Raw genomic sequence first — 20,018 nt, forward strand, 5'->3', positions numbered from 1 at the left:
GATGAGCGAATCCAGCCCCCCGACCAAGCGCGAAGCGCCGGTCCATGCCCCGATGTCCCAGTTCGCGCTGCGCGACGGCGAACTTGTCGTCGGCGGCCAGAAGCTGAGTCATCTGGCCGAGCGCGTCGGCCGCACGCCCTTCTATGCCTACGACCGCGGCCTGCTGAAGGCGCGCGTCGCCGCGCTGCGCGCGGCGCTGCCGGCGCAGATCCAGCTGCACTACGCGATGAAGGCCAATCCGATGCCGGCCGTCGTCGGCCTGGTGGCCGGCCTGGTCGACGGCATCGACGTGGCCTCGGCCGGCGAGTTGCAGATCGCGCTGGATGCCGGCGCCGATCCGGCCGAGATCAGCTTCGCCGGTCCGGGCAAGCGCGATATCGAGCTGGCGCAGGCGGTGGCCGCCGGCGTGCTGGTCAATGTCGAATCGGCGCGCGAGCTCCCCGTGCTGGCCGCGGCCTCGCAGCGCCTGGGCCTGCCGGCGCGCGTCGCCGTGCGCGTCAATCCGGACTTCGAACTGAAGGGCTCGGGCATGAAGATGGGCGGCGGCCCCAAGCAGTTCGGCGTCGACACCGAGCAGCTGCCCGAGCTGCTGCAGCAGATCGGACGCCTGGGCCTGGGCTTCGAGGGCTTCCATCTGTTCGCCGGCTCGCAGAACCTGAAGCCCGAGGCGATCTGTGAGGCGCAGCGGAAGTCCTACGAACTGGCCCTGCGCCTGGCCGAGCATGCGCCGGCACCGGTCGCGTTCCTCAATCTCGGCGGCGGCTTCGGCATTCCGTATTTCCCTGGCGAGCAGCGCCTGGATCTGGCGCCGATCGCCGCCAATCTGCAGGATCTGGTCGAGCGTGCCGCGCGCGAGTTGCCACAGGCGCGGCTGGTGATCGAGCTGGGCCGCTACCTGGTCGGCGAAGCCGGCGTCTACGTCACCCGCATCGTCGACCGCAAGGTCTCGCGTGGTCAGATCTACCTGGTCACCGACGGCGGGCTGAACCACCATCTGTCGGCCTCGGGCAATTTCGGCCAGGTGCTGCGCAAGAACTACCCGGTCACCATCGGCAACAAGGCCGGCAGCGTGGCGCGCGAGACGGCCTCGGTCGTCGGCCCGCTGTGCACGCCGCTGGATCTGCTGGCCGACCGGATGGAGTTGCCGGTGGCCGAGGTCGGCGATCTGGCCGTGGTCTTCCAGTCGGGCGCCTATGGGCGCAGCGCGAGCCCGCAGGATTTCCTGGGGCACCCGCACTGCGTCGAGGTGCTGGTCTAGGGCCTTTTACTTGACGGTGTAGCCGCGACCTTCCAGGCAGGCGGCGCGCGCCTTGGCGAAGGTGGCCTGCTGCTGCTGGTTGACCGAGGCCGTCTGCTGCTGGGCCTGCTGCTGCGCGGCGGCGTTCTGGCGGCGGCTCTGGCCGCGCGCGGCGATCGCGCCGACGGCCGCGCCGGCGCCGGCATCGTCGGCAATGATCTCGCCCACCACGGCGCCGCGGGCCGCGCCGCGCACGCCGGCGCCCGGCTGGGTGCCGGTGGCCGTGGTCGGCGGAGGCGGCGGGGCGGCCGCGGCCGGCTTGGACGGGTCGATACCGGTGTTCTGTACGGCCCAGTTGTAGCAGGCCGATTCATCGCTCTTCTGCTGATCGGCGGACTGGCCCTTGGCCGGATAGACGATCTGTTGGGCGAACGCGGTGCCGGCCAGCAGGGCCGGCAAGACGAATAGCCACGGAGAGGGCTTCCTCATTTGCATTGCTCCTTGTGCATGTCAACGACCGCCGCCCGTCGAACGCCTGCGGCGCGGGCCCAGTATGGCCCATCGGCGCGCCGCGCGCGCAAGGGCCGAACCGCCGCTGGGCTGATTTACATGTCGCGCCGCCGCCGCCGCCGCTTGCCGGCCAGGAAGGCAAGCAGGCGCTGCTCGGCCGCCGGCCGGCGCGCGCCGGGTCGCGGCTCGGCGGGCAAGGCCTGGCACAGCCGGGCCTGCGCCTCGCCGGGCGCGGCGGCGGCCAGCTCTTGCCACAGCGCCAGGATGCGCGGATGAATATAGGCCTTGCGGCAGACGGCCGGCGTGTTGTGCAGCGCGGCGGCCACCTCGGCCAGCAATTGCTTGGCCGGGAAGGGCTGAACCCCGCCCGCGCAGGCCTGGCGGCCCAGCTCCAGCGCCAGCACGCTGGCATGCCAGGTGCGGAAGTCCTTGGCGGTGAAATGGGCGCCGGCTGCCTCGCTCAGATAGCTGTTGACGTCGGTCGAGCCGACGCGGTGGACCGCACCGTCCTCGTCCTGGTACTGGAACAATTCCTGCCCGGGCAGATGCTGGCAGCGCCGCACGACCTGGGCCAGGCGCGGATCCTGCACCGAGACGTCGTGCTCGACGCCGCTCTTGCCGCGAAAGCGCAGGCGCAGCCGCCCGGCCTCGACCTTGGCATGCGGGTTGCGCAGGGTCGTCAGGCCGTAGGAGCCGTTGCCACGCGCGTACTCATCGTTGCCGACGCGCACGAAGGTCGTGTCCAGCAGGCGCACGATGGTCGCCAGCACCAGTTCGCGCGGCAGCAGCGGCCGGCCGCGCAGCGCACGCAGGTCGCGGGCGACGCGGGCGCGGATGTGCGGCAGCGCGCGGCCGAACTCGGCCAGCCGGTCGAACTTCTCGGCGTCCCGGGCGGCCGACCAGTCGGCGTGGTAGCGGTACTGCTTGCGGCCCCGCGCATCGCGGCCGGTCGCCTGCAGATGGCCGTTGGGCAGCGGACAGATCCAGACCTCTGAATAGGCCGGCGGGATCGCCAGGCGCCGGATGCGCTGGATCTCGGCCGCGTCGCGCAGCCATTGCCCCTCGCTGGAGCGGTAGGCGAAGCCGGGCCCGCGCCGGACGCGGCGAATGCCGGGCATGTCGTCGCTGACATAGACGAGGCTGCTGTCCGACATCGCCCGGCGCGGCGCGCTTGCACGCGGTTCAGGGGCCTTGCGGCGGCTGCGCCGCCATCCGGTGGCCGACGATGGCGCTCAGCAGGCGCTCGTCCGGCGCGACCTCCTCCTCATCGCTGCCGGCGCGCAGCACCTGGTGCCAGACCCAGCCGCTCAAGGCGGCAATGGGCAAGGCGCTCAGTGCGATTAGCAGCATCGAGCCCGTCGCGATATCGAACATGGCTTGCTCCTCGGTATTGTTCTCGGATGCCCGAGATCTTCCGGCCCGCCCCGCGGCGCGGACAGCGGCCGGGGCCGCGCTGCGCTGTAGGCGTCGGCCTACAGCTAAACGACGCGCTAATGCGCACAATTTGCTGCTCCGCTTCTCCCAACTTTTTCGTAAAGGCCCGCGTGGACAACAAGCTCAGCATTCTGGTCGTCGACGGCCATGAACAGAATCTGCGGGCGATGCAGGACATGCTGGCCGACACCGAGCTGCAGGTGCTGACGGCCGCCTCCGGCCCGCAGGCGCTGGAGCTGCTGCTGGTCCACGAGGTGGCGCTGGCCCTGCTCGATGTGCAGATGCCGGAAATGGACGGCTACCGCCTGGCCGAGCTGATGCGCGGCGCCGAGCGTACCCGCCTGGTGCCCATCATCTTCCTGACCGAGGGTGCGCCGCAGCCACAGTGCAGCTTCCGCGGCTACGAGGCCGGCGCGGTGGACTTCCTCTACAAGCCGGTCGATCCGCGCGTGCTGCGCGGCAAGATCGAGGTCTTTGTCGATCTCTACCGCCAGCGGCGGCAGCTGGCCGAGCGCATCGCCGCCTACGAGCGGCTGGCCCGCACCAATGCGCTGATGCTGGCGGCGCTGTCGCACGATATCCGCGAGCCGCTGACGGTGCTGATGCTGAATGCCGAGATGCTGATCCGGCGCAGCGAGCTGCCCAGCCTCAAGCAGGCCGGCGCGCGCATGAAGGCGGCCACGACGATGCTGCGCCGCCAGGTCGATCATCTGGTCAATCTGGCCCAGCTGCCCGAGACCGAGCTGAGGCCGCGGCTGGCCCGGGGCGATCTGTCCCGGCTGACGCAGCAGCGCCTGCATGCCTCGGCCAACGAGGCGCTGATGTGGGCGCCTTCCAGCCTGGCCAGTGCCGGCGACACCGAGGGCGAATTCGATGCCGGTCTGGTCGCCGAGGCGATCGACCACCTGCTGCTGCAGGCGGCCACCCATGCCGGCGACCGCCCGATCCGGGTCGAGGTGGACGGCACGACGCGCCGCTCGCTGCTGCTGCGCATCGGCTTCGACGGCGTGCTGGCCGAGCCGGCGGCGCTCTATCTGTTCGGCCCCGGCAGCACCGTCGAGGGCATCGCCGCGCCGCAGGTCGGCCCCGGCCTGCAGGGCGTCGAGCGCATCGCCCGCGCGCATGGCGGCTCCCTGATCGGCAGCTCGCCCCAGGGGCACGGCACGCGCTTCGAGCTGATGCTGCCGCGCGGCTGGGCCGAACTCGGCTAGCTCGTCGCCGTTGCAGCCTCGGGCTGCGGCGCGCTGCTGGGCAGGCAGGCTTCGATCAAGGTGCCCTTGCCCGGCGTCGAGGCGACGCGCAGCTCGCCGCGTTCGGCCTCGACGCGAAAGCGCATGCCCAGCAGGCCGTGGGTGGCGATCGCGATCTGGCGGGGATCGAAGCCGCGTCCGTTGTCGGCGACGCTGACCCGCACCCGGTTGCCCTCGCTGGACAGGCCGACCCGCACCTCGCTTGCCTGCGCGTACTTGGCGATATTGTTCAGCGCCTCCTGCACCAGGCGGAACACGCTCAGCTGGCTGCTGGGCGCCAGCGGCACCGGGCTCAGCTCGGTGCGCACCGTGAGGCCGGCCTGGGTGCCAAACTCGCGGCAGAGGATTTCCAGCGCCGGCGCCAGTCCCAGCTGGTCCAGGGTCGAGGGGCGCAGGTCCTCGATGATGCGGCGCTTCAGCGCGATGCCGGCGTTCAGCGTCTCGGTGAGATGCGCCAAGCGCGGCTGCAGCTCCGAGCTCTGCTGCAAGCGCGGCCGTATGCGCGCGACGTCCAGCTTGGCCGCGGTCAGCAGCGCGCCAAGCTCGTCGTGCAGATCGCGCGCCAGCCGGGCGCGCTCGTCCTCGCGGGCGGTCTGCAGATGGCGCGCCAGCTCGGTCAGCTCGGCCGTGCGGCGCAGCACCTCCTGCTCGAGCCGGTCGCGTTCGCCCTGCAGCAGCAGCTGCTGCTGGCTGCGCTCGCGCTCCAGCTGGCGGCCCTGGCGCAGGAACATCGCGACGACCAACAGGCTGATCGCCGTCATCGCGGCGACGCCGATGCGGTTCAGCAGCAGGGTGTCAAAGACATTGCCGATGCCGGCGGCGATATGGCGGTTCTCGCTGGCCAGCAGCGTCTCGGCATCGCCGCGTATCGCGTCCATATGGTTGCGGCCGATATCGGTCAGCAGCAGCTCGCGCACCGAGTCCTGGCGGCCGGCGTCGTACAGGCGCAGCTCCTCGCCCAGCTCGCTCAGCTTGGTGTTGATCGAGGCGGCGATGCGCAGGCGCTGCGCCTCGGCCTCGTGGTGGCCCAGGCGCGCATAGAGCTTGCGCAGGGTCTCCAGGCCCTCGACCGTGTCGACGCTGGCGAAGCGGTAGGGCTCCAGATACTCGGGCCGGCCGGTCAGCAGATAGCCGCGCTGACCGGCCTCGGCGTCGGTGACGCGGGCGACCAGCCGCACCAGCTCCATACGGGCCTGGCCCATGGTGACCAGGGTCGAGAGCTGCGAGTCGGCGCCGTAGTAGGCGGTCTCGCTGATCGCCAGCATCAGGCCGGCGACCAGGATGGCCAGCGGAAAGGCAAAGGCGCTCTGCTGCAGCCGCGCAGTCAGCGCCGCCAGCTTCATGGTGGATCTCCGGTGCTCAGCGCCTTGCCGCCCGGGATGGTGTCGCAATAGGCCAGCAGCTCCTCGAGCTCGGCCGACTTGTCGAAGACGCGGTCGGCACCGAGCAGCAGGCAGCGGCGGCGCATCTCGGCGGTGGCGTAATTGGTCAGCACGACCAGCTTCAGCTCCGGCCGCAACGCCTTGGCGCTGGCCAGCACCTCCAGGCCGGTGCCCGACTTCAGGAAGATGTCGATGATCATCAGATCGCAGGCTTGGCCGCTGCTCTTCAGCCAATGCAGCGCGCCGAATTCGTCCTCGGCACTGCCGACGACGCTAATGCCGGTCATCTCCTCCAGGGTGGCGATCAGGTTTTCGCGGATGACGACGCTGTCCTCGACAAGGAAGCAGGTGGGTGCCGCGGAATCGGCAGGGGCGTGATCGACGAGGGACAGATTCATCGGCAATGTCCGGCAAGCTCTCGCCGTGACCTCCGGACCCGAGCGGGATCTGATGCAGGGGTCAGGTGAGCCTTGATTCTGCTGAGGCCGGAAGGCTGCGGCTTGTGCGCAAAGCGCGGGGATTGCTGTCGGCGTTTTCCTACAGGGGGCCGCGCCGTCTACAGCGCCGCCGCCCAATGCGGGGCCGGCATGGAGTCACCGCTGGCGCGCTCGATCGCCGCCGCGAAGCGGTGGCGGCGGTATTGCAGCAGGCAGGCCGCCTCGGTGGCCAGGGCCGCATCGAGCAGGCGCTCGACCGCATGTGGCCGCTGCTGCGGCGCCGCCCCGGTCTCGGCGTGGGAGGCTTGGCGTGCGTCGGGGCGCAGGGGCTGGCTGATGGGCATGGTCGGACCTCTTGATGTGCGCGGCAACTCTAGCGGGGCTGCGATGGCGGCGGCGTCGGCGCATGGCGCGGGCCTTTGTAGGACAGCGCGCCATGGCCCGGCGGCCGCAGGGCGGCCCTTCATTTCTGCCGCACCGGCTCGGGCCGCGGCGGCTGCAGGCCGGCGCGCAAGTCGGCGATGGCGGCAACAACGGCGCGGGCGACATTGCGCACCTCGTCCTGCAGCGCCGGGTCGCGATCAAGCGCCGCGTGGCTGTCGTAGTAGGGCTCGTAATAGCCAATGCTGCGCTCGATGCGAGCGGCGCTGCCGGCATCGACCAGGCCCATCCAGTCCAGCCAGTCGGCCAGATTGCGGCGCTGCGACTCCATGCCGCCGACGTCGCCGTGCACGACCAGGCCGTAGGCGCGGCCGGCCAGGTGCTTGGGATAGCCCCAGCCCTGCTGTTCCAGCCGCTTGGCCTCCTCGGGCTTCTTGCCATGGGTCGTGGTCGGGTCCGGATTGCCGCCGTCGGCGCAGACCAGGCGGTCGATCATCAGCTTCAGCGCGCTGGGCGACTGATACCAGTAGGTCGGCGCGACGATGATGACGCCATGGGCCGCCACCCAGCGCTCGTAGATCTCGGCCATCCAGTCGCCGACCTGATCCAGCGCATGATTCGGATAGCAGCTGCAGGGCCAGTGGCACAGCGGCATCGCGGTGGCGACGCAGCCCTTGCAGGGATAGATCTTGCGGCCGTACTCGGAGCTCAGCAGGCTCAGGTCGAGCAGATCGGCCTCGGCGCCGAGGCCGGTGACGATGTCGCTGCAGAGGCGGGCCAGCCGCCAGCTCTTGGAGATCTCGCCGGGACAGGTGCCGTCGTTGCGCGCGCTGCCGCAGATCAGCAGCACCCGCGCCGGCGCGCTCCTGTCCTGCCAGCGCCGCTGCGCCTCTTGCAGGCGCGCGCGGGTATGCAGCCATTCCAGCGAAAGCGCATAGCCGGGGTCGGCAAAGCCGGCGCCGGCCGCACGGGTACGCGGCGCCTTGCGGCCCTCCTTCATCGCCTGCCAGGCGATCTGCTCCAGCCGGGCGATGGATTCGCGCTCGCCGTCATAGGCCGGGTCGTCGAAGCGCTGGCGGAAGCGTTCGCCGAACTGCTCGCGCGTCAGTTCCGGCGGCGCCTGGCCCTTGCGGACGGTGATGCTTGCCATGATGCCGACCAGTGTCGGCCGGGCCCCGGCCCGCTGTTGCGGGACAAGCGCCCGACGGCGGCGGCCTGCCGTCCTACACCAGCGGGCGCGGCGTCGGCTTGCCGTCGCCCCAGACATCGGCGAGCCGGGTCAGCGCCCTGGCGTCCCGCAGGTACAGGCGCCCGTCCTTGAGCTCGTGCAGACCGCGCTTCTCCAGCTTGCGCAGGGTCTTGTTGGTGTGCACCAGCGACAGGCCCAGCGCGTCGGCCATATGCTGCTGCGTCAGAGGAAAGGGCACGCCGGCGGCGCCGCCGTCCAGCTGCAGTGCGGCGGCGCGCTTGAACAGCAGGATCAGCAGGCTGGCGATGCGCTCTTCGGCGCTGCGCCGGCCGACCGACAGCAGGCTGTCGTCGACCAGGGACTCTTCGTGCGCGATCAGCCAGGTCGTGTTGAAACCCATCACCGGCGAGCGCCGGTGCAGCTCCCACAGCGCGTCGCGCTGGAACACGCAGAACAGCGAGTCGGTCAGCGTCGTCACGCCGTGCGCGGCCGCATCGCCCATCTTCTGCTGCACGCCGATGAAGTCGCCGGCCAGCAGGAAGTTGAGGATCTGGCGCCGCCCGTCGCTGAGTGTCTTGAAGCGGAAGGCCCAGCCGGACAGCAGGGTGAACAGCGGCGTGTCGGTCTGGCCCTCGAGGATCAGCGTCTCGCCGGCGGCCAGGCGCAGCTCGCGCTGCTTCAGTGCCTGCAACAGTTCCAGCTCTTCGGCGCTGTGGGTGATGAACAGCGGCAGCTGCCGCAGCGGACATTCTCGGCACGGAATCTGGATCGCCATTGCTTGCTTCATCCCCATGTCTTTTGACATTCTGGCCGGCACCGGGGCTTGCTAAATTGCCCGCACATGCAAGTCCAATCTCCTCAATTCCTGCTTCGCCCGGGCCGCCACGCCCCGGCGCAGTATGCCGCGGCGCCCGCCGGTTCCTCCATCCCCAGCCGAGGAGGCCTGCCATGGTGACGCGTCAGCAAGACTTCTTGCTGGAGGATTGGAACCTCCTCTTCGACGCGGTCTGCGGCCGGCTTGCCGAAGGCCTGAGCGGTACCGAACTGCAGGAATGCCTGCAGGCGCTCGAACAGCTGCAAAGCGAGGCCGCCATGGCCATCGTCAGACTGGAGGCAGCGCTGGCGCGCGCCGGCGAATCGCCGCCGTCGGAGCACGCCTCCTGACGGACGAGACGCCGATGTAAAGGCGGCGTTGTCCTACAAGTCGCGGCTTTGTCCTACAGAGGAGGGCCCGGGGTCGGCCAGCACAATGCCCGGGTCCCCAGGCCGGAGTGAGCCGCATGAAAGTTCTAGACGACGCTATTGCCTCGACCGCTGCCAGCGAGCAGCTGAACACCTTGTTGAACGCGCTGAATGCGCTGCGCCGCGGCGATGCCAGCGCCAGGCTGCCGCTGCACTGGACCGGCGTGGCCGGCAAGGTGGCGGATGTGTTCAACGAGGTGGTCGAGCAGAACGCCGAGATGGCCGAGGAGCTCTCAAGGCTGCGCAAGGTCGTCGGCAAGGAGGGCAAGCTGAAGCAGCGCGCCTCGCTGAGCGAGCGGCGCGGCTTCTGGGGCGATTCGATCGACTGCATCAATGCGCTGATCGACGATCTGGTCCACCCGACCTCCGAGGTCGCGCGGGTGATCGGCGCGGTGGCCCAGGGTGACCTGACCAAGAGCATGGCGCTGGAGGTCGAGAGCCGGCCGCTGGAGGGCGAGTTCCTGCGCACGGCCAAGACGATCAACAAGATGGTCGAGCAGCTCGGCAATTTCTCGGCCGAGGTGACGCGGGTGGCGCGCGAGGTCGGCACCGAGGGCAAGCTCGGTGGCCAGGCCAAGGTCAAGGGCGTGGCCGGCACCTGGAAGGACCTGACCGACTCGGTCAACTCGATGGCCGGCAACCTGACCGACCAGGTGCGCAATATCGCCGACGTGACCACCGCCGTCGCCCAGGGCGACCTGTCGAAGAAGATCGACGTCGACGTCAAGGGCGAGTTCCTGACCCTGAAGAACACCATCAACACGATGGTGGACCAGCTGCGCAGCTTCGCCTCCGAGGTGACGCGGGTGGCGCGCGAGGTCGGCACCGAGGGCTCGCTGGGCGGCCAGGCGCGGGTGGAGGGTGTGTCCGGCACCTGGAAGGATCTGACCGATTCGGTCAACTCGATGGCCGGCAATCTGACCTCGCAGGTCCGGAACATTGCCGACGTGACCAAGGCCGTCGCGGCCGGCGACCTGTCGAAAAAGATCACCGTCGACGTCAAGGGCGAGATCCTCGAGCTGAAGAACACCGTCAACACCATGGTGGACCAGCTGCGCTCGTTCGCCGCCGAGGTGACGCGGGTGGCGCGTGAAGTCGGTACGGAAGGCAAGCTGGGCGGCCAGGCCGACGTGCAGGGCGTGGCCGGCACCTGGAAGGACCTCACCGAGTCGGTCAACTTCATGGCCGGCAATCTGACCTCGCAGGTGCGGAACATTGCGGAGGTGACGACGGCCGTGGCGGCCGGCGACCTCTCGAAGAAGATCACCGTCGACGTCAAGGGCGAGATCTCGGAGCTGAAGAACACGATCAACACCATGGTCGACCAGCTGCGCTCGTTTGCGGCCGAGGTGACCCGCGTCGCGCGCGAGGTCGGTACCGAGGGCAAGCTCGGCGGCCAGGCCGAGGTGCAGGGTGTGGCCGGCACCTGGAAGGACCTGACCGACTCGGTCAACTCGATGGCCTCGAACCTGACCTCGCAGGTGCGCAATATCGCCGATGTGACCAAGGCCGTCGCAGCCGGCGACCTGTCGAAGAAGATCACCGTCGACGTCAAGGGCGAGATCCTCGAGCTGAAGGCGACGATCAACACCATGGTCGATCAGCTGTCCTCCTTCGCGGCCGAGGTGACCCGGGTCGCGCGCGAGGTCGGCACCGAGGGGCGGCTGGGCGGCCAGGCCGAGGTGCGCGGCGTGTCCGGCACCTGGAAGGATCTGACCGATTCGGTCAACTCGATGGCCGGCAATCTGACCTCGCAGGTCCGCAATATCGCCGACGTCACGAAGGCGGTGGCGGCCGGCGATCTGTCGAAGAAGATCACCGTCGACGTCAAGGGCGAGATCCTCGAGCTGAAGGCGACGATCAACACCATGGTCGATCAGCTGCGCTCGTTTGCGGCCGAGGTGACGCGGGTCGCGCGCGAGGTCGGCACCGAGGGCAAGCTGGGTGGCCAGGCCGATGTGCAGGGCGTGGCCGGCACCTGGAAGGATCTGACCGAGTCGGTCAACTTCATGGCCGGCAATCTGACCTCGCAGGTGCGCAATATCGCCGAGGTGACGACCGCCGTCGCGGCCGGCGACCTGTCCAAGAAGATCACCGTCGACGTCAAGGGCGAGATCTCCGAGCTGAAGAACACGATCAACACGATGGTCGACCAGCTGCGCTCGTTCGCGGCCGAGGTGACCCGCGTGGCGCGCGAGGTCGGCACCGAGGGCAAGCTGGGCGGCCAGGCCGATGTGCAGGGCGTGGCCGGCACCTGGAAGGATCTGACCGAGTCGGTCAACTTCATGGCCGGCAACCTGACCTCGCAGGTGCGCAATATCGCCGACGTGACCAAGGCGGTGGCGGCCGGCGACCTGAGCAAGAAGATCACGGTGGACGTGAAGGGCGAGATCCTCGAGCTGAAGGCGACGATCAACACCATGGTCGATCAGCTGTCCTCCTTCGCGGCCGAGGTGACCCGGGTCGCGCGCGAGGTCGGCACCGAGGGCAAGCTGGGTGGCCAGGCCGATGTGCAAGGCGTGGCCGGCACCTGGAAGGACCTGACCGAGTCGGTCAACTTCATGGCCGGCAATCTGACCTCGCAGGTGCGCAATATCGCCGAGGTGACGACGGCCGTCGCGGCCGGCGACCTGTCCAAGAAGATCACCGTCGACGTCAAGGGCGAGATCTCGGAGCTGAAGAACACGATCAACACGATGGTGGACCAGCTGCGCAGCTTCGCCGCCGAGGTGACCCGCGTGGCGCGGGAAGTGGGCACCGAAGGCAAGCTGGGCGGCCAGGCCGATGTGCAGGGGGTGGCCGGCACCTGGAAGGATCTGACCGACAGCGTGAACCTGATGGCCTCGAACCTGACCTCGCAGGTGCGCAATATCGCCGACGTCACCAAGGCGGTGGCGGCCGGTGACCTCAGCAAGAAGATCACGGTGGACGTGAAGGGCGAGATCCTCGAGCTGAAGGCAACCATCAACACCATGGTGGACCAGCTGTCCTCCTTCGCGGCCGAGGTGACGCGGGTCGCGCGCGAGGTCGGCACCGAGGGGCGGCTGGGCGGCCAGGCGACGGTGCGCGGCGTCTCCGGCACCTGGAAGGACCTGACCGACAACGTCAACTTCATGGCCGGCAATCTGACCGGCCAGGTGCGAGGCATCGCCAAGGTGGTGACCGCGGTGGCCAATGGCGACCTGAAGCAGAAGCTGACGGTGGAGGCCAAGGGCGAGATCGCAGCCCTGGCCGACACCATCAACTCGATGACCGACACCTTGGCGATCTTTGCCGACCAGGTGACGACCGTCGCGCGCGAGGTCGGCGTCGAGGGCAAGCTGGGCGGCCAGGCCAAGGTGCCGGGCGCCTCCGGCACCTGGAAGGGCCTGACCGAGAACGTCAACGAGCTGGCGGCGAACCTGACGACCCAGGTGCGCGCGATCGCCGAGGTGGCGACGGCCGTGACCCAGGGCGACCTGACCCGCTCGATCACGGTCGAGACCCAGGGCGAGGTCGCGTCCTTGAAGGACACGATCAACGAGATGATCCGCAACCTGAAGGACACGACGCAGAAGAACACCGAGCAGGACTGGCTGAAGACCAACTTGGCCAAGTTCAGCCGCATGCTGCAGGGCCAGAAGGACCTGGTCACCGTCGGCCAGCTGATCCTGTCGGAGCTGGCGCCGGTGGTCGGCGCGCAGCAGGCGGAGTTCTATGTGCTGCGCGGCGCCGGTGTCGCCGGCGATTGCCCGAAGCTCAAGCTCTTCGCCAGCTATGCCTCGGGCGGGCAGGGCATGCACGGCAAGGAGATCGATCTCGGCCAGGGCCTGGTAGGCCAGTGCGCGCTGGACAAGGAAAAGATCCTGCTGTCCAACGTGCCCAGCGCGGCCTTCCGCATCGCCTCCGGCCTGTCGGAGAACGCGGCGCTGGACGTGCTGGTGCTGCCGGTGGTGTTCGAGGGCCAGCTGCGCGGCGTGCTGGAGCTGGCCTCGCTGGAGCGCTTCAGCCCTTCGCACCAGGCCTTCCTCGACCAGCTGACCGAATCGATCGGCATCGTGATCAACACGATCGAGGCCAGCATGCGCACCGAGGACCTGCTCTCGCAGTCGCAGTCGCTGGCCCAGGAGCTGCAGAACCGCCAGCAGGAGCTGCAGCAGACCAATGAGGAGCTGCAGGAAAAGGCGCGCCTGCTGGCGCACCAGAACCAGGAGGTCGAGCGCAAGAACACCGAGGTGGAACAGGCGCGGCAAGCCCTTGAAGAAAAGGCCGAGCAGCTGGCGCTGACGTCGAAGTACAAGAGCGAGTTCCTGGCCAATATGTCGCACGAGCTGCGCACGCCGCTGAATTCGCTCTTGATCCTGTCCGATCAACTCTGCAAGAACCCGCAGGGCAATCTGCAGCCCAAGCAGGTCGAGTTCGCCAAGACCATCCACGCCTCCGGCAACGACCTGCTGATGCTGATCAACGACATCCTGGACCTGTCCAAGATCGAATCCGGCACCGTGGCCGTCGATGTGTCCGAGCTGCGCCTGGACGATGTGCAGCGCTCGGTCGAGCGGGGCTTCCGCCATTTCGCCGAATCCAAGCATGTGGACTTCAACGTCGAGGTGCGCCAGCCTCTGCCCAAGAGCATGGTCACCGACGTCAAGCGCCTGCAACAGATCATCAAGAACCTGCTGTCCAATGCCTTCAAGTTCACCCACCAGGGCGAGGTTTCGTTCTCGATCTCGCAGGCCGAGGGCGGCTGGTCGCCCGACAACGAGGAGCTGAACCATGCGAGCCAGGTGATCGCCTTCGCCGTTGCCGACACCGGCATCGGCATCTCGCCGGACAAGCAGCAGATCATCTTCGAGGCCTTCCAGCAGGCCGATGGCTCGACCTCGCGCAAGTACGGCGGCACCGGCCTCGGCCTGGCGATCAGCCGCGAGCTGGCGCGCCTGCTGGGCGGCGAGATCCGCTTGGTCAGCGCGCCCGGCAGCGGCTCCACCTTCACCCTCTATCTGCCGCAGAGCTACAACCCCTTGCGCAGCGCGCGCTATCCGCGCAGCCAGGGGCCGACGATGCCGGTGGCCGAGGCTCAGTCCGAGGGCAGCGTCGCGCGGACGGTCGCGCCGGCCGCGCCGCGCCGCGCCAGCGCGCCCTTGCCGCAGCCCGCGCCGCTGGCCGGCGAGGCCAATGGCGCCGACAGCGGCGACTCCGGCATCTTCGCCAATGTGGCCGAGGATGACCGCGACGAGATCTCGGCCGGCGACCGGGTGCTGCTGATCGTCGAGAACGATCTGGCCTTTGCCCGCGTGCTGCTCGACGTCGCGCGCCAGGCCGGGCTGAAGGGTCTGGTCAGCACGACCGGCGCCGCCGCGCTGACGATGGCGCGCGAGTACCACCCCTCGCTGCTGACCCTGGACATCTTCCTGCCCGATATGCAGGGCTGGCGCATCCTCGACCGGCTGAAGACCGATCTGACGACGCGCCATATCCCGGTCGTGGTCGTCTCGACCGACGATTCGCGCGAGCGGGCGCTGCAGGCCGGCGCGATCGGCTTCCTGGCCAAGCCGCTGCAGTCCAAGGACGCGGTCGACCGTGCGATCGGCGAGCTGTGTCGCTATCTGGACCAGCCGGCCAAGCGCCTGCTGGTCGCCATGGCGGACACGCCCCTGCGCGGCGAGCTGCTGGCGGCGCTGGACGGCGATATCGAGCCGCTGGTCGTCGACCGGGTCGAGGACGCCCGCGCCGCGCTGGCCGAGGCCGACGCGCTGGTCGTCGACGAGCAGGCCGCACTGATCGGCCCCGAGGATGTGCGCGAGATGCTGGAGCGGCGCGACGGCGTCTGCCAGCTGCCGGTGGTGCTGTTCGGCCCGCACAACGGCAAGGCCGCGACCGAGGGCTTGTGGGCCCGCACGCCGCAGGGCTTCTCCCTGCGCCATGCCGGCTCGCTGGACCGCCTGATCGCCCAGCTGGCCTTCGCCCTGCACCGCAATCCGGCGACGATGAGCGAGCGCGAGCGCCATGCGGTCGAGGCGACCCACGGCGCGCAGCGTGCGCTGGAGGGGCGCAAGGCGCTGATCGTCGACGACGATGTGCGCAATATCTTCGCCCTGGCGACCGTGCTTGACGACCAGGGCATGGTGATCGTCTCGGCCGACAACGGCCGTGAAGCGATCCGCCTGGTGCAGAGCGACCCGGCGATCGACGTGGTGCTGATGGACATCATGATGCCGGAGATGGACGGCATGGCGACGATGCGCGAGATCCGCAAGCTGCCGCGCGGCCGCGAGCTGCCGATGGTGGCGGTGACGGCCAAGGCGATGAAGGGCGACCGGCAGAAATGCATCGAGGCCGGCGCCTGGGACTACCTGGCCAAGCCGGTCGATCCGACCCACCTGCTGGCCGTGCTGCGAGGCTGGCTGTGCCGCTGAACAGCGGCTTCGGTGAACTGGATGGCTCGGCCGATGAAAAGGCCAGCATCCTGATCGTCGACGACCTGCCCGAGAAGCTGCTGGTCATCGAGACGATTCTGGAGGAGCTGGGGCAGCACCTGGTCGTCGTCCGCTCGGGCGGCGACGCGCTGCGCGAGGTGCTGCGCCAGGAGTTCGCGGTGATCCTGCTGGACGTCAATATGCCCGGCATGGACGGGCTGGAGACGGCGCGGCTGATCCGCAGCTACCGGCGCTCGGCGCACACGCCCATCATCTTCGTCACCGCCTATGCCGACGAGCTGCAGACGGCGCAGGGCTATTCGCTGGGCGCGGTCGACTACATCCTGTCCCCGGTCGTGCCCGAGGTGCTGCGCAGCAAGGTCAAGGTCTTCGTCGAGCTGCACATCACCCAGCGCCGGCTGCGCGCGCAGGCGCTGGAGCGCATCGCGCTGGCCGCCGCCGAGGCGGCGCAGCGGGCGGCCGAGGAGAACACGCGGCGCTCGAACTTCCTCTCGCATGCGACGCGGATGCTGGCCGGCTCGCTAGAGGCCGACGTCGGCATGCGGCGTCTGCTGGAGCTGGTCGTGCCGGAGATGGCCGGCCAGGCGGGCCTGCGCCTGTTCGCCGACGAGCAGCCGCCGGATCGCCTGCTGTGCTGCACGGCGGCCGAGCCGCCGCCGGCGCTGCTGGACGAGCCGGGCGAGCCGCGCGAGTTCGGCGAGCAGGAGATGGCCGAACTGCCCGAGCTGGTGCAGGCGGTGCTGGGCGAGCTGGAGCAGTTTGCCGGCGGCGATGCGCAGGCCGCGGCGCTGCTGTCGGCGCGCTTCACCGTTGGCGCGCACACGGTGCTGCCCATCCTCAGCGGCAATCTGCCGCTGGGCGCGCTGGTGATCGCGCGGCCGCGGCCGGGGCTGGACTGGTCATTGCTGGAAGAGCTGGCCAACCGGGCGGCGATGGCCTTCGAGAATGCGCGCCTGTACCGCAATCTGCAGATCGAGATCGTCGAGCGGCGCCAGGCGCAGGCGCGGCTGCTGGAGGCGAACCAGCGCAAGGACGAGTTCCTCGCGATGCTCTCGCACGAGCTGCGCAATCCGCTGGCACCGATCCGCAATGCGGTCGAGGTGATACGCCGGCTGACCCCGGAGGCCGATGCGCGCGTCGCCTGGGCCACCGACGTGACCGAGCGGCAGCTGCGCCAGCTGTCGCGGCTGGTCGACGAACTGCTCGACGTCGCCCGCATCAGCCAGGGCAAGATCGCGCTGCGCGTCGAGACGGTCGATCTCTGCGCCGTCGTCGCGCAGGGCGTCGAGACGGTGCGCGACCTGATCGACAAGCGCCGGCACGAGCTGCAGCTGAGCCTGCCGGCCCAGCCGGTCTGGCTGCAGGGCGATTTCGCGCGCCTGGCGCAGGTCGTCGCCAACCTGCTGCACAACGCGGCCAAGTACACCGAGGAGGGCGGCCGCATCGAGCTGCTGCTGAGCGTCGTCGGCGGCGAGGCGCAGCTGATCGTGCGCGACAACGGCCTGGGCATAGATGCGGAGCTGCTGCCGCATGTGTTCGATCTGTTCGAGCAGGGCAAGCGCGCGCTGGACCGCAACCAGGGCGGCCTCGGCGTCGGCCTGACCCTGGTGCAGCGCCTGGTCGAGCTGCACCAGGGCCGGGTCAGCGCCGCCAGCGCCGGCAGCGGGCAGGGCGCCGAGTTCCGCGTGATGCTGCCGGCCACGGTGGAGGCCCGGCCGGCCGCGCTGCCGCCGACGCAGGCGCCGGCCGCGCCGGCCCCGGTGCCGGTCGCCGCGGCGGCCTGCCGGGTGCTGGTGGTCGACGACAACCCGGACATCGCCGAGACCATCGCCAGCTATCTGGAGCTGACCGGCCACCAGGTGCGCGCGGTCGGGGACGGCATGCAGGCGCAGGCCTGCGCGGCCGAGTTCGCGCCCCAGGTGGTGGTGCTGGACATCGGCCTGCCGCAGATCGACGGCTACGAGGTCGCGCGGCGGCTGCGCGCGCTGCCGGCGACGGCGGACTCCTTGCTGATCGCGCTGACCGGCTATGGTCAGGCGGCCGACCGGCTGAAGGCGCGCCAGGCCGGCTTCGGCGCCCATATGGTCAAGCCGGCCGATCCGGAACGGTTGGCCCGCCTGATCGCCGACTGGCAGCTGGCCGACCGCAGCTTGCCGCAGCCCTTGCAACTGATGGACGATTGAGCGGCCTGGCTGCGGCCGGCAGCCGGGAATGCCGATTGCTCGGGGCGCCGCGCGGCGCACCGCCGCGAGGAGCACACGATGAGGACAACCCCGACCCCCTCGACCGAAGAGGTCTACCAGCAGCTGCGCAAGGGCCTCGGCCACGAGCATGTCAACAAGGACAATGTCTACGCGCTGATACGCCGCGCCGAGGCCGACGGCCACCGCATCCTGGCGACCGAGTTGCGCGAGTGGCTGTCCGACTGCTCGGCGCCGCAGCCGCGCGCCTGAGAGCACGGCGGTGTTCGGTCAAAAGAGGGAGGGCGGTGGCTTGCCGTCAGCTCTCCTGACACCGCAGAGTTGACAGTTCCGCAAGCGGCTCCGTGATCTCGTTTCAAGGCGTTGTGCAAGCCACCGCGAGCGATCTTCGCCGGCCGCAGCACGGGCCCGGGTCGGCCAATGCCGAATGGCCCTGTCAGCGAATTCCTGCAAGAAGGCGGATGACAGGCCTTGTCCTACAGCGGCGCGCGCGCTGCACCCACGCCGCCGCGCTGCCGGCCTGTCGATGATGGCCGCGTCTGCAACAGAGGAGCGAGCATGATGATCGAACGAAACAAGCGCAATCTGCTGATCCTGGCCTGCGCCGCCCTGCTCGGCGTGAGCGGCTGCACCACCACCGGCCCGAATGCGCCGGCCGATCCGGCCTCCAAGCGCGCCAGCATCGATGCCGCGGTCGATGCGGCGCTGAGCAAGCTCTACAACCAGGTGCCGGGCTCGCGCGAGATGGTGGCGCGGTCGGTCGGCGTGCTGGTCTTCCCCGGCGTCGTCTCGGCGGGCCTGGGCATCGGCGGCTCTTACGGTCAGGGCGCCCTGCGCGTGGCCGGCCGCAGCGAGGGCTACTACAGCACCACGGCGGCCTCGGTCGGCCTGATCGCCGGCGCCGACTCGAAGGCGATGTATGTGCTGTTCATGAACCAGGAGTCCTTCGACAAGTTCCGCGCCAGCAAGGGCTGGACGGCCGGCGTCGACGCCTCGGTGACCCTGATCAAGGTTGGCGCCGATGCCGGCGTCGACACGCAGACCGGCAAGCAGCCGGTGGTCGGCTATGTGTTGTCCAACGCCGGGCTGATGGCCAACCTCAGCATCGACGGCACCAAGGTCAGCCGGCTCGACATCTGAGCCGCGACCGGCGCCGCAGCGAAGTGACAACAAGCCATGCTGAACCGGGTCGAGCGGATCAACGGCGCGACGATCGCGGCCAGCGACGGCGCCATCGGCAGCGTCAAGGAGTTCTACTTCGACGACGAGCGCTGGGTGATCCGCTACCTGGTCGTCGACACCGGTGGCTGGCTGTCCGAGCGCAAGGTGCTGATCTCGCCCTATGCGATCCGCCAGCCGCTGGCCGCGGCCGGCGCGCCGATCGAGGTCAGGCTGACGCGCGAGCAGGTGCGGCTGAGCCCCGACATCGACACCCACCAGCCGGTCTCGCGCCGCCATGAGCGCGATTACGCGGGCTATTACGCCTATCCGGACTACTGGGGCGGCGTCGACCTCTGGGCCATGGGCGGCTACCCCATCCTGCCGCCGCCGGAGGCCGCGCTGCCCGGGGAGCCGCGGCACCCGCCGCGCGAAGAGGAAGCGGTCGCGCCGGAGGACGTCCATCTGCGCAGCAGCGAGCATGTCAGCGGCTACGACATCGAGGCCAGCGACGGCAGCATCGGCCATGTGAAGGACTTCATCTTCGACGACGAGTCCTGGGCGATCAGCTATCTGCTGGTCGACACCCGCAACTGGTGGCCCGGCGGCAGGAAGGTGCTGATCGCCACCGACTGGATCGACAGCATCGACTGGAGCCAGAGCCGCGTCTGCGTCAAGCTCAGCCGCGAGCAGGTCAAGGCCAGCCCCGAGTACGAGGAGGCGATGGTGATCGACCGCGCCTACGAACAGCGCCTGCACGAGGCCTTCGAGCGGCGCGCTTACTGGGACTGAGCATCCGTACGCCGAGCGAGCGCGGCCGCAGCCGCCCTTGATCGTTTCCGTCCGCCCAGTAGAAAGGCCCAGCGCCATGCGGCGACTGGGCCCTGTCGGCTCCGGACGGCGGAGTCTGCATCAAAGCTGTCCACTTGGGATCCGACGAGACAAGCTTAGGCAAGCCGGGCAGGGCGCGCAATGTCGACTTTCACCCGTGCTGGCGTCGGAGCAGTCCTACCTGTCGCCGCCGCAATGAAAAACGGGCCGCGAGGGCCCGTTTTCATTCGTTCTGGCGGAGCAGGCGGGATTCGAACCCGCGGTGGGCTATTAACCCACACACGCTTTCCAGGCGTGCGACTTAAACCACTCATCCACCGCTCCGTGGAGCCTTACATCATAGCGCA

At 69.3% G+C, this 20,018-nt stretch carries 16 protein-coding genes and 1 tRNA gene; 8 read left to right on the forward strand and 9 right to left on the reverse strand.

The features are described from left to right. Window position 1: 1 nt before the first annotated feature. On the forward strand, window positions 2-1,258 hold the full coding sequence (locus QWJ38_RS09365) for a pyridoxal-dependent decarboxylase, exosortase A system-associated (RefSeq protein WP_290358780.1): 1,257 nt from the start codon (window positions 2-4) through the stop codon (window positions 1,256-1,258). A gap of 6 nt (window positions 1,259-1,264) precedes the next feature. On the opposite strand, the gene QWJ38_RS09370 is transcribed toward QWJ38_RS09365, so the two are convergent. From QWJ38_RS09370 to QWJ38_RS09380, 3 genes are all read right to left on the reverse strand, one after another. Next, window positions 1,265-1,726, reverse strand: coding sequence for a glycine zipper family protein (locus tag QWJ38_RS09370; protein ID WP_290358781.1), 462 nt, complete (start codon window positions 1,724-1,726; stop codon window positions 1,265-1,267). A gap of 116 nt (window positions 1,727-1,842) precedes the next feature. Continuing rightward, entirely contained in the window at window positions 1,843-2,901 is a 1,059-nt protein-coding gene (locus QWJ38_RS09375) for a DNA topoisomerase IB (protein WP_290358782.1), read from the reverse strand. 28 nt (window positions 2,902-2,929) lie between these two features. Next, window positions 2,930-3,121: a hypothetical protein gene (locus QWJ38_RS09380; RefSeq protein WP_290358783.1), complete on the reverse strand. Its 192-nt coding sequence runs from the start codon at window positions 3,119-3,121 to the stop codon at window positions 2,930-2,932. Window positions 3,122-3,291: 170 nt separating this feature from the next. Between QWJ38_RS09380 and QWJ38_RS09385 the strand changes: the two genes are divergently transcribed. Further along, window positions 3,292-4,392, forward strand: coding sequence for a hybrid sensor histidine kinase/response regulator (locus QWJ38_RS09385; protein ID WP_290358784.1), 1,101 nt, complete (start codon window positions 3,292-3,294; stop codon window positions 4,390-4,392). Here the strand turns inward: QWJ38_RS09385 and QWJ38_RS09390 are convergent. The 5 genes from QWJ38_RS09390 to QWJ38_RS09410 form a co-directional block, all read right to left on the reverse strand. Further along, on the reverse strand, window positions 4,389-5,774 hold the full coding sequence (locus QWJ38_RS09390; RefSeq protein WP_290358785.1) for a CHASE3 domain-containing protein: 1,386 nt from the start codon (window positions 5,772-5,774) through the stop codon (window positions 4,389-4,391). The genes QWJ38_RS09385 and QWJ38_RS09390 overlap by 4 nt on opposite strands. Next, a complete protein-coding gene (locus QWJ38_RS09395) occupies window positions 5,771-6,211 on the reverse strand; it encodes a response regulator transcription factor (protein ID WP_290358786.1) in 441 nt (146 codons plus the stop codon). Before QWJ38_RS09395 ends, QWJ38_RS09390 begins: the two co-directional genes overlap by 4 nt. A 158-nt stretch (window positions 6,212-6,369) precedes the next feature. Next, a complete protein-coding gene (locus QWJ38_RS09400) occupies window positions 6,370-6,594 on the reverse strand; it encodes a hypothetical protein (protein ID WP_290358787.1) in 225 nt (74 codons plus the stop codon). A gap of 119 nt (window positions 6,595-6,713) precedes the next feature. After that, complete coding sequence (locus QWJ38_RS09405) at window positions 6,714-7,781, reverse strand: flavodoxin family protein (protein WP_290358788.1); 1,068 nt, start codon at window positions 7,779-7,781, stop codon at window positions 6,714-6,716. Between the two features lie 73 nt (window positions 7,782-7,854). Continuing rightward, window positions 7,855-8,613: a Crp/Fnr family transcriptional regulator gene (locus tag QWJ38_RS09410; protein ID WP_290358789.1), complete on the reverse strand. Its 759-nt coding sequence runs from the start codon at window positions 8,611-8,613 to the stop codon at window positions 7,855-7,857. A gap of 155 nt (window positions 8,614-8,768) precedes the next feature. Between QWJ38_RS09410 and QWJ38_RS09415 the strand changes: the two genes are divergently transcribed. From QWJ38_RS09415 to QWJ38_RS09440, 6 genes are all read left to right on the forward strand, one after another. Continuing rightward, window positions 8,769-8,984 (forward strand): hypothetical protein, encoded by a 216-nt coding sequence (locus QWJ38_RS09415; protein WP_290358790.1) that lies wholly within the window; start codon window positions 8,769-8,771, stop codon window positions 8,982-8,984. Window positions 8,985-9,100: 116 nt separating this feature from the next. Continuing rightward, complete coding sequence (locus QWJ38_RS09420) at window positions 9,101-15,460, forward strand: HAMP domain-containing protein (RefSeq protein WP_341850491.1); 6,360 nt, start codon at window positions 9,101-9,103, stop codon at window positions 15,458-15,460. After that, the gene (locus QWJ38_RS09425; protein WP_290358791.1) at window positions 15,451-17,664 is read left to right on the forward strand and encodes a response regulator; all 2,214 of its coding nucleotides are present in this window, start codon (window positions 15,451-15,453) and stop codon (window positions 17,662-17,664) included. Before QWJ38_RS09420 ends, QWJ38_RS09425 begins: the two co-directional genes overlap by 10 nt. Window positions 17,665-17,742: 78 nt before the next feature. Beyond that, window positions 17,743-17,934 (forward strand): hypothetical protein, encoded by a 192-nt coding sequence (locus tag QWJ38_RS09430; protein WP_290358792.1) that lies wholly within the window; start codon window positions 17,743-17,745, stop codon window positions 17,932-17,934. 306 nt (window positions 17,935-18,240) lie between these two features. Next, complete coding sequence (locus QWJ38_RS09435; RefSeq protein ID WP_290358793.1) at window positions 18,241-18,822, forward strand: BPSL1445 family SYLF domain-containing lipoprotein; 582 nt, start codon at window positions 18,241-18,243, stop codon at window positions 18,820-18,822. Between the two features lie 36 nt (window positions 18,823-18,858). Continuing rightward, window positions 18,859-19,632 carry a PRC-barrel domain-containing protein gene (locus QWJ38_RS09440; RefSeq protein WP_290358794.1) on the forward strand — a complete coding sequence of 258 codons (774 nt, stop codon included), beginning with the start codon at window positions 18,859-18,861 and terminating at the stop codon, window positions 19,630-19,632. A 272-nt stretch (window positions 19,633-19,904) separates the two neighbouring features. Here the strand turns inward: QWJ38_RS09440 and QWJ38_RS09445 are convergent. Then, window positions 19,905-19,995, reverse strand: a tRNA-Ser gene (locus QWJ38_RS09445). Window positions 19,996-20,018: the final 23 nt, after the last annotated feature.

The organism is Roseateles violae (assembly GCF_030410485.1).
In the GTDB taxonomy this organism is placed as follows: domain Bacteria; phylum Pseudomonadota; class Gammaproteobacteria; order Burkholderiales; family Burkholderiaceae_C; genus Roseateles_D; species Roseateles_D violae.